17 protein-coding genes are annotated in these 12,009 nt (G+C 71.9%); 10 read left to right on the plus strand and 7 right to left on the minus strand.

The annotated features are described in order from the left end of the window. Positions 1-902, minus strand: a 902-nt coding sequence (locus tag VGD32_RS08370) for an aconitase family protein (RefSeq protein WP_331031437.1), incomplete at its 3' end; no start/stop codon positions are given. Between the two features lie 201 nt (positions 903-1,103). On the opposite strand from VGD32_RS08370, the gene ccmA reads away from it, so the two are divergent. Together ccmA and ccmB are read left to right on the plus strand one after the other, a co-directional pair. Continuing rightward, a complete protein-coding gene (gene ccmA / locus VGD32_RS08375) occupies positions 1,104-1,703 on the plus strand; it encodes a heme ABC exporter ATP-binding protein CcmA (RefSeq protein WP_331031438.1) in 600 nt (199 codons plus the stop codon). Next, positions 1,700-2,365, plus strand: coding sequence for a heme exporter protein CcmB (ccmB, locus tag VGD32_RS08380; RefSeq protein ID WP_331031439.1), 666 nt, complete (start codon positions 1,700-1,702; stop codon positions 2,363-2,365). Before ccmA ends, ccmB begins: the two co-directional genes overlap by 4 nt. Before the next feature lie 19 nt (positions 2,366-2,384). On the opposite strand, the gene VGD32_RS08385 is transcribed toward ccmB, so the two are convergent. Continuing rightward, positions 2,385-2,609 carry an alkylphosphonate utilization protein gene (locus VGD32_RS08385; protein ID WP_331031440.1) on the minus strand — a complete coding sequence of 75 codons (225 nt, stop codon included), beginning with the start codon at positions 2,607-2,609 and terminating at the stop codon, positions 2,385-2,387. A 122-nt stretch (positions 2,610-2,731) separates the two neighbouring features. On the opposite strand from VGD32_RS08385, the gene ccmC reads away from it, so the two are divergent. The 6 genes from ccmC to VGD32_RS08415 all read left to right on the plus strand — a co-directional run bounded on the left by ccmC (position 2,732) and on the right by VGD32_RS08415 (position 6,252). Beyond that, a complete protein-coding gene (ccmC, locus tag VGD32_RS08390) occupies positions 2,732-3,454 on the plus strand; it encodes a heme ABC transporter permease CcmC (protein ID WP_331031441.1) in 723 nt (240 codons plus the stop codon). 2 nt (positions 3,455-3,456) lie between these two features. Beyond that, the gene (gene ccmD, locus VGD32_RS08395; protein ID WP_331031442.1) at positions 3,457-3,618 is read left to right on the plus strand and encodes a heme exporter protein CcmD; all 162 of its coding nucleotides are present in this window, start codon (positions 3,457-3,459) and stop codon (positions 3,616-3,618) included. A gap of 5 nt (positions 3,619-3,623) precedes the next feature. Next, on the plus strand, positions 3,624-4,217 hold the full coding sequence (locus tag VGD32_RS08400) for a DsbE family thiol:disulfide interchange protein (RefSeq protein WP_331031443.1): 594 nt from the start codon (positions 3,624-3,626) through the stop codon (positions 4,215-4,217). Between the two features lie 60 nt (positions 4,218-4,277). Further along, the gene (locus VGD32_RS08405; protein ID WP_331031444.1) at positions 4,278-4,511 is read left to right on the plus strand and encodes a hypothetical protein; all 234 of its coding nucleotides are present in this window, start codon (positions 4,278-4,280) and stop codon (positions 4,509-4,511) included. Between the two features lie 56 nt (positions 4,512-4,567). Further along, positions 4,568-5,320 (plus strand): DUF1223 domain-containing protein, encoded by a 753-nt coding sequence (locus tag VGD32_RS08410; protein WP_331031445.1) that lies wholly within the window; start codon positions 4,568-4,570, stop codon positions 5,318-5,320. Positions 5,321-5,409: 89 nt separating this feature from the next. Beyond that, positions 5,410-6,252 (plus strand): hypothetical protein, encoded by an 843-nt coding sequence (locus VGD32_RS08415; protein WP_331031446.1) that lies wholly within the window; start codon positions 5,410-5,412, stop codon positions 6,250-6,252. Between the two features lie 6 nt (positions 6,253-6,258). Here VGD32_RS08415 and VGD32_RS08420 read toward each other — a convergent pair whose 3' ends face one another. Together VGD32_RS08420 and glpK are read right to left on the minus strand one after the other, a co-directional pair. Then, positions 6,259-7,335: a phosphotransferase family protein gene (locus VGD32_RS08420; protein WP_331031447.1), complete on the minus strand. Its 1,077-nt coding sequence runs from the start codon at positions 7,333-7,335 to the stop codon at positions 6,259-6,261. Then, entirely contained in the window at positions 7,332-8,825 is a 1,494-nt protein-coding gene (glpK, locus tag VGD32_RS08425) for a glycerol kinase GlpK (RefSeq protein WP_331031448.1), read from the minus strand. Before glpK ends, VGD32_RS08420 begins: the two co-directional genes overlap by 4 nt. 45 nt (positions 8,826-8,870) lie before the next feature. Here glpK and VGD32_RS08430 point away from each other — a divergent pair, with 45 nt between their 5' ends. Further along, a complete protein-coding gene (locus VGD32_RS08430) occupies positions 8,871-9,881 on the plus strand; it encodes a threonine/serine dehydratase (RefSeq protein WP_331031449.1) in 1,011 nt (336 codons plus the stop codon). After that, positions 9,878-10,357 carry a MaoC family dehydratase gene (locus VGD32_RS08435; protein ID WP_331031450.1) on the plus strand — a complete coding sequence of 160 codons (480 nt, stop codon included), beginning with the start codon at positions 9,878-9,880 and terminating at the stop codon, positions 10,355-10,357. Before VGD32_RS08430 ends, VGD32_RS08435 begins: the two co-directional genes overlap by 4 nt. Here VGD32_RS08435 and VGD32_RS08440 read toward each other — a convergent pair. From VGD32_RS08440 to VGD32_RS08450, 3 genes are all read right to left on the minus strand, one after another. Further along, the gene (locus tag VGD32_RS08440; RefSeq protein ID WP_331031451.1) at positions 10,354-10,803 is read right to left on the minus strand and encodes a hypothetical protein; all 450 of its coding nucleotides are present in this window, start codon (positions 10,801-10,803) and stop codon (positions 10,354-10,356) included. The genes VGD32_RS08435 and VGD32_RS08440 overlap by 4 nt on opposite strands. A gap of 67 nt (positions 10,804-10,870) precedes the next feature. Continuing rightward, positions 10,871-11,041 (minus strand): hypothetical protein, encoded by a 171-nt coding sequence (locus tag VGD32_RS08445; protein WP_331031452.1) that lies wholly within the window; start codon positions 11,039-11,041, stop codon positions 10,871-10,873. A gap of 31 nt (positions 11,042-11,072) precedes the next feature. Continuing rightward, on the minus strand, positions 11,073-12,008 hold the full coding sequence (locus VGD32_RS08450; RefSeq protein ID WP_331031453.1) for a Gfo/Idh/MocA family oxidoreductase: 936 nt from the start codon (positions 12,006-12,008) through the stop codon (positions 11,073-11,075). Position 12,009: the final 1 nt, after the last annotated feature.

Below are 12,009 nucleotides of genomic sequence, written 5' to 3' on the forward strand. Positions count from 1 at the left end.
TCCTCGATGGTCAGGCTGGTCACGCCGGGGCCGAAGAACTCGACGAATTTGCCGACCACGCCCTTCTTGCGCAGCATCTGGGTGACCGTCAGCACCAGGTCGGTGGCGGTGGCCCCTTCCGGCAGGGCGCCGGTCAGACGGAAGCCGATGACTTCCGGAATCAGCATCGGGATCGGCTGGCCCAGCATGGCCGCCTCGGCCTCGATGCCGCCGACGCCCCAGCCGAGCACCGCCAGGCCGTTGATCATGGTCGTGTGGCTGTCGGTGCCGACCACGGTGTCGGGATAGGCCAGCGTCGCCTTGCCCTCGGGCGCGGTCCACACGGTCTGGGCCAGGTTCTCGAGATTGACCTGGTGGCAGATGCCGGTGCCGGGCGGCACGACGCGGAAATTGTTGAAGGCCGACGAGCCCCAGCGCAGGAAGTTGTAGCGCTCGATGTTGCGCTCGTATTCGCGCTCGACGTTGCGTTCGAACGACTTGCTGTCGCCGAAATGGTCGACCATGACCGAGTGGTCGATGACCAGGTCGACCGGGTTCAGCGGGTTGATCTTCGACGGATCGGCGCCGAGCTTCGACATGGCGTCGCGCATGGCGGCCAGGTCGACCACCGCCGGAACGCCGGTGAAGTCCTGCATCAGAACCCGGGCCGGGCGGAAGGCGATCTCGTGCTCGACCGCGCCCTTGTTGTCGATCCAGGCGGCGACGGCCTTGAGGTCCTCGGCGGTGACCGAGACGCCGTCCTCGTTGCGCAGCAGGTTCTCAAGCAGCACCTTCATCGAGCGCGGCAGGCGGGAAATCCCGGTCAGGCCCGCTTCCTCGGCGGCCGGAAGGCTGTAATAGGCGTATTTCTTGCGCCCGACGGAGAGATCGCGCCGGGTGGAAAGGCTGTCGACTGACGGCATGGAGAGGCTTCCTCTGGTTCACGCCGCCCGACAATCCGGTTGCACGATCGCGCGGTCGACGGCGGGGCGCACAGGTCCCCGCCGCGCGCGGCGAACGCCTGCTGCGGCGAGGCCGGATATAGCGATGGTTGCAACGGGCGTCCATGTATCCACGACGGCCGCAGGGGCATTGAGAGACGCTCGCAACTGGAGCCGCCGGCGATGCTGACGGTCTCCGGCCTGACCCTGTCCCGCGGCGAACGCGTGCTGTTCCGCGACCTGTCGCTGGCGCTGGCCTCCGGCGAGGCCGTGGCCCTGACCGGGGCCAACGGCGCCGGCAAGACCAGCCTGCTGCGGGCGCTGGCGGGCTTCATCCGCCCCGACGGCGGGAGCATCGCCTTCGCCGACGCCGATCCGGCCGAGGCCCGGCGCCGCCACCTGCATTGGCTGGGCCACCTCGACGGCCTCAAGGGCGCCCGGCGCGCCCGCGACGAGCTGGCGTTCCAGGCCGCATGGCTGGGCGCCGACCGCCACGCCATCGCCGCCGCCGTCGACGTGCTCGCGCTCGAGCCGCTGCTCGACCTCGAGGTGCGCCAGCTTTCGGCGGGCCAGCGCCGACGCCTCGCCTTCGCCCGTCTGATCGCCGCGCCGCGGCCGATCTGGCTGCTCGACGAGCCCTTCGCCCCGCTCGACGCCCGCTGGCGGGCGGCCCTGGGCCTGCTGATGCAGGCGCATGTCGACAAGGGCGGCGGCATCCTCGCCGCCGTTCACGATCCGCTGCCGGTCGCCTCGCGCGCCATCGACATCGGAGCTGGACGGTGAAGGCCCTGCTGGTCCTGTGGCGCCGCGAACTGGCGCTGGCCTGGTCGGGCGGCGGCGGTCCCCTGCTGGCCTGCGGCTTCTTCCTGTGCCTGACCGTGCTCGTGCCGCTGGCGGCCGGCGGCGACCCGGCCGGGCTCAGGCCCGTCGCCGGCGGCATCGCCTGGCTGGCCCTGGCCCTGTCCTCCATCCTGTCGCTGGAGCGGCTGTTCGAGCGCGATCTCGAGGACGGCGCCCTCGATCTGATCGCCCTCGGCCCGGTTCCGCTCGAACTGGTGGTCCTCGCCAAGGCCAAGGCCCAGTGGCTGGCCGTGGGCTTGCCGCTCGCCGTCACCGCCCCCGTCGCCGCCATCACCCTCGGCCTGCCGCCGGCCCAGGCGCCGCTGGTCGCCGCCTCGGCCCTGATCGGCGCCCTCGGCTTCGCCCTGACGGGCGCCCTGGGCGCGGCGCTGGCGCTCGGCTCGAAGCGCGGCGGCCTGCTGATCGCCGTCGTCGTCCTGCCGCTGTTCATCCCGCCGGTGGTGTTCGGATCCGGCGCGCTGGAGCGGGCGGTGAACGGCCTCAACCCCGCCCCGGCGCTGGCCCTGCTGGCGGCCTACGTCCTGTTCGCCGCCGTCGTCACGCCCTTCGCGGGCGCAGCGGCGATTCGCAACGCGCAGGGCTGAGCGTCGCCAGGGCCGTGGCTCAGGCCTTCTTGACGAACTCCGTGCGCAGCACCAGGCCCCGCACCTTCTCGACATTGGCCTCGATCTCGTCCGGATCGCCGGTCAGGCGGATGTTCTTGACCAGCGTGCCGCGCTTCAGCGTCACCCCGCCGGAGCCCTTGACCTTCAGGTCCTTGATCAGCGTCACGCTGTCCCCGTCGCCGAGAACGTTGCCGTTGGAATCCCTGGTGATGTCTTCGCTCATGGATCGCGCCCCCCGTACGCGACCATTCCTCTGGCATGGCGGGAGGGGCGGCTACAAGCCGCGCCGCCTCCGCAACGCCCCGAAGTAGCGCCGGACGCGATGACCCACTAAGAGACCTCCCGATGTTCGGCCTCGCCAATCCCGACCGCTTCCTGCGCTTCACCCGCCCGCTGATTCCGGCGCTCTGGGGGCTGGCCGTCGTCCTGCTGGCGACGGCGACCTGGCTCGCCTTCGCCGCGCCCGAGGACTACCAGCAGGGCGACACGATGCGGATCATCTTCGTCCATGCGCCCGCAGCCACGGTCGGCCTGGCCGCCTACGCCGCCCTCGGCGTCTCCAGCTTCTTCGCCCTGGTCTTCCGCCACCCGCTGGCCGACGCCGCCGCCCGCGCCGCCGCCCTGCCCGGCGCCGCCTTCACCGCCCTGGCCCTGATCACCGGCAGCCTGTGGGGCAAGCCGATGTGGGGTGCCTGGTGGGCCTGGGGCGACGCCCGGCTGATGTCGGTGCTGATCCTGTTCCTCTTCTACCTCGGCTACATGGCCCTGCGCGCCTCGATCGACGACGAGACCCGGGCCGCCCGCGCCGCGGCCGTGCTGGGCCTCGTCGGCCTGATCAACCTGCCGATCGTCAAATTCTCGGTCGACTGGTGGAACACCCTGCACCAGCCCGCCTCGCTGCTGCGGGCCGAAGGGCCGGCCATGCCGCCGGTCTATCTGACCCCCCTGCTGCTGATGATGGCGGCCTACGGCCTGTTCTTCCTCGCCGTCTGGCTGACCGCCATCCGCACCGAGATCGTGCGTCGCCGGGTGCTGTCGATCCGCGCCCGCCGCGCCCTGGAGGCCTGAGCTTGATCGACCTCGACATGAGTCCCTACGCCGCCTTCGTCTGGCCCGCCTGGGCCGTCAGCGCCGTCGTCCTCGCCGCCCTGGCCGTCCGCGCCATCGCCGCCGCGCGTCGCTGGTCGGGCGAGTTGAAGCGGCTCGAGGCCGGACAGGCCGCGGAGGACTGACGCCCATGAACCGCTGGCTCGCCCTCATCCCCCTGCTGGCGCTGCTCGCCCTGGTGGCCTTCGCCGCCGTGCGGCTCGGCGACTTCACCGGGCGGTCGCTGGCGGAGGGCCGGGGCAGCGAATATCGCCCCGACGCCCTGATCGGCCAGCCGGTGCCGGAAACCGTCCTGCCCCTGCTGACCGGCGCCACCGCCGGACCGGGCGTGCTCGACCTGAAGACCGCCGGCGTCGGCCGCCCGATGCTGATCAACGTCTTCGCCAGCTGGTGCGCGCCCTGTCGCCTCGAACATCCGCAGCTGATGGCTCTGAAGGCGCGCGGCGTCGCCGTCGTCGGCGTGGCGTGGAAGGACGATCCGGTGAAGACCCGCGCCTTCCTCGACGAGCTGGGCGATCCCTACGCCATGGTTCTGGTCGACCGCGACGGCCGGGCCGGCCTCGACCTCGGCATCACCGGCGCGCCCGAGACCTTCGCCGTCGACGCCATGGGCCGGGTGGTGGCCAAGTCTTCTGCGCCCCTGATGGACCAGGCCGAGATCGACCGGCTGGTCGAGGCCATGCAGGCCCCGCCGCGCCCGCTCCCCACCGCCACCCGGCGCTGAGACCGACCGGGCCCGACGGCCGTTAACCCATTTCCGACGGATTTCATTAACCCTGTCGGCATGAGCGCGATTCGCCCCCCCGTTCCGTCGCCCCTGTTCCCGACGCAGACCCCGCCGTCCCCCGGTCGCGCCTCGCGCTCGGACTTCTTCCGCGCCGCCCTCGACGGCGTCCCCCCGTCGTCCGCCGGTCAGACGGCCCCGGCCGCACCCGCCCGGGCCGCGCCGGCGGGGGTCTTGCGCGCCGCCGACGACCGTCCGCAGCGCCCCGGCTCCCTGCTCGACATCCGCGTCTGACGCCTCACGCGAAAATGAGGCGCGCGGCGGCCGCCGCCGTGATTAAGGTGCGCGCCATGCGCACGAGGGGCTGGATCATCCCTGCGGCGGCCCTGGCGGCCGCCACCATGGCGGCCGGGTCAAGCGCCCAGCCGGCGGCGCCCCGCGCCCCCCGCGGCGAGGCTCCGCCGGAGCCGGTGATCGTCGAGCTGTTCACCGCCCAGGGCTGCGCCGGCTGTCCCGAGGCCAACGCCCGCGTCGAGGCCCTGGCCGACGATCCCGGCGTCATCGCCCTGACCTACGCCGTGGACTACTGGGACTACCTCGGCTGGGAGGACACCTTCGCCCGGCCCGAGTTCGCGCAGCGCCAGCGCGCCTATCGCCGTCCGCTGAAGCTGCGCGCCGTCGGCACGCCGCAGGTGGTGATCGACGGCCGCCGCCAGGCGCCGGTCACCCAGGACGCGGCGCTCAAGGCCGCCGTTGAGGAAGAGGCCGCCCGCCGGGTCTTCCCGCCCGAGATCGAGTTCCGCGAGACCGGCGACCGCGTCGGCGTCGGCTCCGGCCGCGCCCCCGCCGGCGGCGCCGAGGTGGTGGCCGTCGTCTACCGCCCCGGGCTGCAGACGGTCGAGATCGGCAGCGGCGACAACCGCGGCCAGACGGTGCGCCAGGTCAATGTCGTGCGCTCGGTCCGCAGCCTCGGCACGTGGACCGGCCGCCCGGCGCTCTATCCGCTGCCCGCCGGACTGAGCCCCGACGAGGCCGTCGCCGTGCTGGTCCAGGCCCGCGCCGACCGGCGCATCCTCAACGGCGCCGTCCTGCCGCCCCGCTGATCGTCAGCTTTCGTCACTGGCGTCCGCGCCCGCCGCGCCGAGAGTGCGAGCTTGACCGCTCGCGGCCGGGCGGCGACACAGGTGACCGTATGAAACCGGCGCTCCGTCTCCTGACGATCCTTGGCCTGACCCTCGCCTGCGCCGCGCCGGCGCCGGGCGCGGCGGCCCGGCAGACGCCCCCGCAAGCCACGGTTCCAGCAACGGAGACCCCGGAGGCGCGCGCCGTCACCCAGGTGGTGCTCGCCGCCGAACTGGCCGCCTGGGGACGCGAGCGGCGCGACGCCGACGCTCTCCTGCTGGCCGCCCGCATGCTCGACGAGGTGCCCCTGCGCGCCGGATCCGGCGGCGACCCTGACGTCGCGCCCGTTCTCACCGCGCCCGGCCTCCGCCAGGAAGCCGCGGCCCTCGGCCGGACCGCCGACTCGCTCGACGAGGTGGCGGTGACCGGATCGCGCATCGATCGCAACGCCGACCGGGTGACCGAAGCCGAGCCGCCGCCGGCCCCGGTTCCGGCGCGGCCGCGGGCGCCGCAACGCCAGCCCGTCCCGAGCGCGCCTCCACCGCCACCCCCGCCGCCGCCTCCCCCGCCACCTCCACCCCCGCCGCCGCCGCCCGCGCCGGTCGTCGGGGTCCGCTGGTCGCCCTTCGGTGACGGACCGGTATCGACCGTCAAGCGGCTGGCCTCGCGCGAGAGCTGGAGCTTCGAGATCGATGCGCGCGGCGCCGAGATCCTGCGTGTGGCGGCCATCGGCGACGGCGACACAGACGTCGACCTGACCGTACGCGACGCCTCGGGCAAGGTGCTGTGCGCCGACGGCTTCGGCGACCACTATCCGGTCTGCACCCTCGCGCCCGGCGCGCCGGCGCGGCTGCGCGTCTTCGTGGTCAACCGCGGCGCGCTGTGGACCCGCGTCCAGGTGCTGACCAACTAGCCAGCCTCAGGCGCCGGCCTTCCGGGCGAACGACAGGGCGCCCGCCGCCAGCATGGGGACCTGCGCCGCCATGGTCTTGGCATGGGCCGAGGCCGCCGTGCCGTCGCGCACCCGCCCGGCGATGCCCTGACAGATGGCCGCCAGCCGGAACAGGTTGTAGGCGAACAGCCAGTCGAGATCGGCCGGCCGCGCCCCGGTCAGGCCGGCGTACCGCTCCACCATCTGCTCCACCGAAGGGATGCCCAGCGCCTCGATATCGGCCCCCGCCAGGCCGTTGCGCGCCGTCGCCGGGATCACCCAGGCGATTAGCAGATAGGAGAAGTCGGCCATCGGATCGCCCAGCGTCGACAGCTCCCAGTCCAGCACCGCCCGCACCTCGGGCGCCTCGGGCGCGAGGATCAGGTTGTCGAGCCGGAAGTCGCCGTGGACGATCCGCGTCGGCCCCTCGGGCGGCAGGGTCGCGGGCAGGAATTCGATCAGCCGGTCCATGGCGGGGATCGGCTCGATCTCCGAGGCCCGGTACTGTTTGGTCCAGCGCCCGACCTGGCGTTCGAAATAGTTGCCCGGCCGGCCGTAGTCGCCCAGGCCGATGGCGGCTGGATCGAAGGCGTGCAGCGCGGCCAGCGTATCCACCTGGGCGTCATAGATCGCCCGTCGCTGCTCCGGGGTCATGCCCGGCAGCTTGAGGTCCCACAAGACCCGGCCCTCGACCTTGTCCATGACGTAGAACATCGAGCCGATGACGCCCTCGTCGGTGCACAGCGCCCAGGGCCGCGCCACCGGATAGCCCTGGGCGTGCAGGGCCGAAATGACGCGGAACTCGCGGTCCACCGCATGGGCCGAGGCCAGCAGCGTTCCCGGCGGCTTGCGGCGCAGCACATAGGTGCGGCCGGGCGTCGTCAGCTCATAGGTCGGGTTCGACTGGCCGCCCTTGAACTGTCGGATCGTCAGCGGCCCGGCGTAGCCCTCGACATGGGCGGCGAGCCACGCGCCCAGCTCCGCTGCGTCCAGGGCATGGCGGGGATCGACCTCGCGCGTGCCGGAAAAGGTCGATTGCGGGTCGGCGAGGTCGGTCTGGCTCATCGGGCGGCGATGATGGCGGCCTTCACCGCCCCGCGCCAGCCTTTCAGCAGCCGCCCGCGCTCCTCCGCCCCCATGCGCGGCTCCCACCGCGCCGGCGCCTCGACCGGATGGTCCTCGAGATCGCCGATCAGGCCGACGCCCAACGCCGCCAGCTTGGCCGCGCCCAGCGCGGTCATCTCCTGGAAGGCCGGACGCTCGACCACGACCTCGCAGATGTCGGCCACGAACTGCATGGCGAAGGCGTTGGCGGTGACCCCGCCGTCGACCTTGAGCACCTTCAGCTTCGGCGCCCCGTCCTTCGCCAGGGCGTCCAGCAGGTCGCGGGTCTGGTAGGCGAGCGATTCTAGCGCCGCGCGCACCAGCTGCGCCGGGCCGCTGTCGCGGGTCAGGCCGATGATGGTCCCGCGCGCCTCCGTCTCCCACCATGGCGCGCCGAGGCCGGTGAAGCCGGGGACCAGATAGACGCCGCCGTTGTCGCCCAGCCCCTGCGCCATGGCCTCGGACTGCCGGGACTCGCTGATCACCTTCAGCCCGTCGCGCAGCCACTGGATCGCCGAGCCGGCCGAGAAGATCGACCCTTCCAGGGCATAGGCGACCTGGCCGTCCGCCGCATAGCCCAGGGTGCCCAGCAGCCGGCTGCTCGAGGCCACCGGCGCCGCGCCGACATTGGCCACCAGAAACGCCCCGGTGCCATAGGTGATCTTGGCGTCGCCGGGCTTGAGCGCGCCATGTCCCACCAGTGCGGCCTGCTGGTCGCCCGCCGCGCCGTGAATCGGCAGGGCGGCCCCGAACAGCGACGCCTCGCAGGTGCCCAGATGATCGGCGCAACCCCGGATTTCCGGCAGTCCCGCCATCGGGACGTTGAACAGTTCAGCCAGGTCCGGCCGCCACCGGCGCGTGGCCAGATCCATCAGCGACGTCCGGCTGGCGTTGGTCGCGTCAGTGACGTGGCTGGTCCCGCCGGTCAGCTTCCAGATCAGCCAGGTCTCGATCGTCCCGAGCTTGACCTCGCCCCGCTCCGCCCGCTCGCGGGCGCCCGGAACGGCATCCAGCAGCCAGGCGAATTTCGAGGCCGAGAAATACGGATCGAGGATCAGCCCGGTCGCCGCCTGCACCGCCGGTTCATGCCCGGCCGCGGCGAGCCGCCCAGTGACATCCGCCGTGCGCCGATCCTGCCAGACGACGGCGTGCTGCAGCGGCTCGCCCGTCGCCGCGTCCCAGATCACCGAGGTCTCGCGCTGGTTGGTGATGCCGACGGCCGCGAACCGCCCCACGCCTCCGGCCTTGCGGATGACCTCGCGGCAGGTCTGCAGCGTCGCCGCCCAGATCTCCGCCGCGTCGTGTTCGACCCAGCCAGGCTTGGGGAAATGCTGCGCCAGCTCGATCTGGCTGACCGCCACCGGCCGCAGCCCGCCCTCCGGCGCGCACTCGAAGGCGACGGCCCGCGTCGAGGTCGTGCCCTGGTCGATGGCGAGGATCAGACTTTGCATCGCCCCATCTTACGCAGGCCAAAGCGATGCGGTTAAGTGCCTTCCATGCACACCGCCTCCTTCGCCGGCGTTCAGGACGCCGCCCGCCAGATCGCCGGCCACGCCGTGCGCACGCCGCTGATCGAGAGCCCGGCGCTGAACGCCGAGGTCGGCGGCCGCGTCCTGCTCAAGGCCGAGACCCTGCAGGTCGCCGGGGCCTTCAAATTCCGCGGCGCCTACAATCGCATCAGCCGGCTGACCGAGGATGAGAAGCGGCGCGGCGTCGTCGCCTATTCCTCCGGCAACCACGCCCAGGCCGTGGCGGCGGCGGCGCGCATGGTCGGGACCAGCGCCGTCATCGTCATGCCGGCCGACAGCCCGGGGGTGAAGGTCGAGGGCGTCCGAAGCTTCGGCGGCGAGGTTCGCATGTACGACCGCTACAGCGAGAGCCGCGAGGCCATCGGCGAGGAGATCGCCGCCTCGAAGGGATCGGTGCTGGTCCGCCCCTTCGACGACCCCTTCGTCATCGAGGGCCAGGGCACCATCGGTCTGGAGATCATGGACCAGGCCAAGGCCCTCGGCGCCGTGCCGCTCGACAAGCTGGTGTGCGGCGCCTCGGGCGGCGGTCTGATCGCCGGCGTCAATCTGGCCATGGCCGCCCTGTCGCCGCACACCCCTGTGATCGGCGTCGAGCCCGAGCATTACAACGACACCCAGCTGTCGCTCGCCGCCGGCAAGCGCCTGACCCACGCCCCGGCGCCGGGCGCCACGATCTGCGACGCCCTGATGACCGACCGGCCGGGCGAACTGACCTTCCCGATCAACCGCCGCCTCGACCGGGTCGAGACCGTCTCCGACGCCGAGGTGGCGGAGGCTGTGCGCTACGCCTTCCGCGTGCTGAAACTGGTGGTCGAACCGGGCGGCGCCGTGTCGCTCGCCGCCCTGCTGGCCGGCAAGGTCCAGACGCAGGGCCGGACCACGGCCGTCATCCTGTCCGGCGGCAACGTCGATCCGTCGCTGTACTCGGCCATCATCGAGGATCGCTTCGATCCGGAAACCTGGGGGAAGAGCGCATGAGCCGCACCGAACGCAAGGGCGCGCCGACGCCCCTCGCCGACCTGCCCGGCCTGATCGGTCAGGAGATCGGCGTCAGCCGCTGGATCACCGTCGACCAGTCCCGTATCGACGCCTTCGCCGAGATCACCGAAGACCGCCAGTTCATCCACGTGGACCCGGAGGCGGCGAAGGCCACCCCCTTCGGCGGGACCATAGCCCATGGCTTCCTGACCCTCAGCCTGCTCTCGGCCATGACCTATGACGCCGTGCCGCCGCTGGAGGGGGTGGTGATGGGCGTCAACTACGGCTTCGACAAGCTTCGCTTCCTCGCACCGGTGCGGGCCGGCTCGAACGTCCGCGGCCGCTTCAGACTGCTGTCGGCCGAGGACAAGGGCGGCGGCCGCTGGCTGATCAAGCACGAGGTCACCGTCGAGATCGAGGGCGCGGAAAAGCCTGCGCTGGTGGCGGAGTGGCTGGGGATGCAGGTGGTGGGCTAGGCCCCGCTTATCTCGGCCATTTGGGAAATCGGCGGCCTCGGTCTTGTCCGGAGCGTCGCCGCCGCTGCCGCGACCATCCCCAGCGTCGCGCACAGGGTAAGGCCCGCCATGATATACAGGCCTGCTCCAAGCGGTCCTTCGATGAAGACCGTGCGAAAGAGAACCAACAGCGACAGACTCGTCAGGGCGGCCCCCCAAAGGCCTGCATAGCCCATCCAGCCACCGGGCGTCAGAATCCGGGGCGAAAGCACTGACATCACCAGCCCGGTGATGGCGGCGGCCGGTGAAAACGCCAGCACGGCCACGAGCAGCCCACCAGCGATCGGGTTCATAGCCCCTTGCCTCAACTCATCGGGCATCCACGCCGCTGTCACGGCAAGCACCGCCGAGAGGACCGCCCCACCGGCGAGCGGCGAAACCACTATGAACCCCGCCGTGGTGAGCATCAGCCTTTGAGGGAGCCGCATTCGCATTGCGCGATAATGGTCTGCGCAGGCGTCAGTGCAAGGTGCATCACCCGCCGCCGATCCCCTCGACCACCCGGCCGGAGCCTTCGCACGTCGGACACGGCCGGTCTCCGACCAGACCCGTACCGTTGCACCCCGGGCAGATGTTTTCACCGGTCCCGGGCGCGCCGGGCTCGGCCTCGTCGCCGGGGGCGGGAGTCAGGGGAATCTCGCTCATGCGCCGGTAACGCGCGGGCGAAGCGGAGGGTTCACCCCTCTCCCAGGCACCTCAGCGCCACTTCCAGGGTCCTCAGTCCGTCCTCGCCGGTCACCGCCGCCGGTTCGCCGGTGCGGATGGCGTGGGCGAAGGCCTCCAGCTCCTTCTTCAGCGGCTCGGCGGGCCAGCTGTTGACGGCGCGGGTCTGGTAGGAGCCGTCGGGCTGCTGGCCGAAATACTCCGTCACCTGGCGGGTGATCAGGTCGGCGACCACGAACTTGTTCATCGTCGCCACCTGCAGGGTGCGGACCTTGTAGGGGGTGACCCAGTTGGTGGTGATGTGGGCGATGGCGCCGTTCGCCAGCCGGAACTGCAGCAGGGCGGTGTCCTCGCGCTCGGCGCGGGTGCGGGCCAGCTGCGGCTGGACCTCGGTGATCTCCGAATCCGTCAGGTGGCGGATGATGTCGATGTCGTGCACCGCCAGGTCGATGACCACCCCGACCTCGCCCATGCGCGGCGGGAAGGGGCCGACGCGGGTGATCTGGATGGAGATCACGTCGTCGCCGTCGATGGCGCGTTTCACGGCGTCCACGGCCGGGTTGAACCGCTCCACCTGGCCGACCATCAGCACGCGGTCGTTGGCCCTGGCCGCGTCGATCATGCGCCGGGCGTCGGCTATGGTCGCCGCGATCGGCTTCTCGACCAGCACATGCACGCCCTTTTCCAGCAGGGCCACGGTCAGATCGGCGTGGTGCCGGTTCGGCGTCGCCACGACGGCGGCGTCCAGACCCGCCGCGACGAAGGCTTCGGCCGTGGTCACCGGGCTGGCGCCATAGGCCGCGGCCACGCCCTCGGCGGTCGCGGCGTCGGGGTCGAAGACGTGGGTCAGCTCGACGTCGCGGATGTCGGACAGCACCCGGGCGTGGTTTCGGCCCATGACGCCAGCGCCAGCGACGCCGAACTTCAGCACGGTCTCGTGTGTGGTCATC

This window comes from Brevundimonas sp. (genome assembly GCF_036402095.1).
GTDB lineage: Bacteria > Pseudomonadota > Alphaproteobacteria > Caulobacterales > Caulobacteraceae > Brevundimonas.

What these genes read in the sequence shown, in the direction of transcription:
- VGD32_RS08385 (WP_331031440.1), bottom strand. Translation starts at nt 2,609, where the DNA reads ATGAGCGAAGACATCACCAGGGATTCCAACGGCAACGTTCTCGGCGAC.
- VGD32_RS08400 (WP_331031443.1), top strand. Translation starts at nt 3,624, where the DNA reads ATGAACCGCTGGCTCGCCCTCATCCCCCTGCTGGCGCTGCTCGCCCTG.
- VGD32_RS08410 (WP_331031445.1), top strand. Translation starts at nt 4,568, where the DNA reads ATGCGCACGAGGGGCTGGATCATCCCTGCGGCGGCCCTGGCGGCCGCC.
- VGD32_RS08430 (WP_331031449.1), top strand. Translation starts at nt 8,871, where the DNA reads ATGCACACCGCCTCCTTCGCCGGCGTTCAGGACGCCGCCCGCCAGATC.
- ccmA (WP_331031438.1), top strand. Translation starts at nt 1,104, where the DNA reads ATGCTGACGGTCTCCGGCCTGACCCTGTCCCGCGGCGAACGCGTGCTG.
- VGD32_RS08420 (WP_331031447.1), bottom strand. Translation starts at nt 7,335, where the DNA reads ATGAGCCAGACCGACCTCGCCGACCCGCAATCGACCTTTTCCGGCACG.
- VGD32_RS08445 (WP_331031452.1), bottom strand. Translation starts at nt 11,041, where the DNA reads ATGAGCGAGATTCCCCTGACTCCCGCCCCCGGCGACGAGGCCGAGCCC.
- VGD32_RS08405 (WP_331031444.1), top strand. Translation starts at nt 4,278, where the DNA reads ATGAGCGCGATTCGCCCCCCCGTTCCGTCGCCCCTGTTCCCGACGCAG.
- VGD32_RS08440 (WP_331031451.1), bottom strand. Translation starts at nt 10,803, where the DNA reads ATGCTCACCACGGCGGGGTTCATAGTGGTTTCGCCGCTCGCCGGTGGG.
- glpK (WP_331031448.1), bottom strand. Translation starts at nt 8,825, where the DNA reads ATGCAAAGTCTGATCCTCGCCATCGACCAGGGCACGACCTCGACGCGG.
- VGD32_RS08435 (WP_331031450.1), top strand. Translation starts at nt 9,878, where the DNA reads ATGAGCCGCACCGAACGCAAGGGCGCGCCGACGCCCCTCGCCGACCTG.
- ccmC (WP_331031441.1), top strand. Translation starts at nt 2,732, where the DNA reads ATGTTCGGCCTCGCCAATCCCGACCGCTTCCTGCGCTTCACCCGCCCG.
- VGD32_RS08450 (WP_331031453.1), bottom strand. Translation starts at nt 12,008, where the DNA reads ATGACCACACACGAGACCGTGCTGAAGTTCGGCGTCGCTGGCGCTGGC.
- VGD32_RS08415 (WP_331031446.1), top strand. Translation starts at nt 5,410, where the DNA reads ATGAAACCGGCGCTCCGTCTCCTGACGATCCTTGGCCTGACCCTCGCC.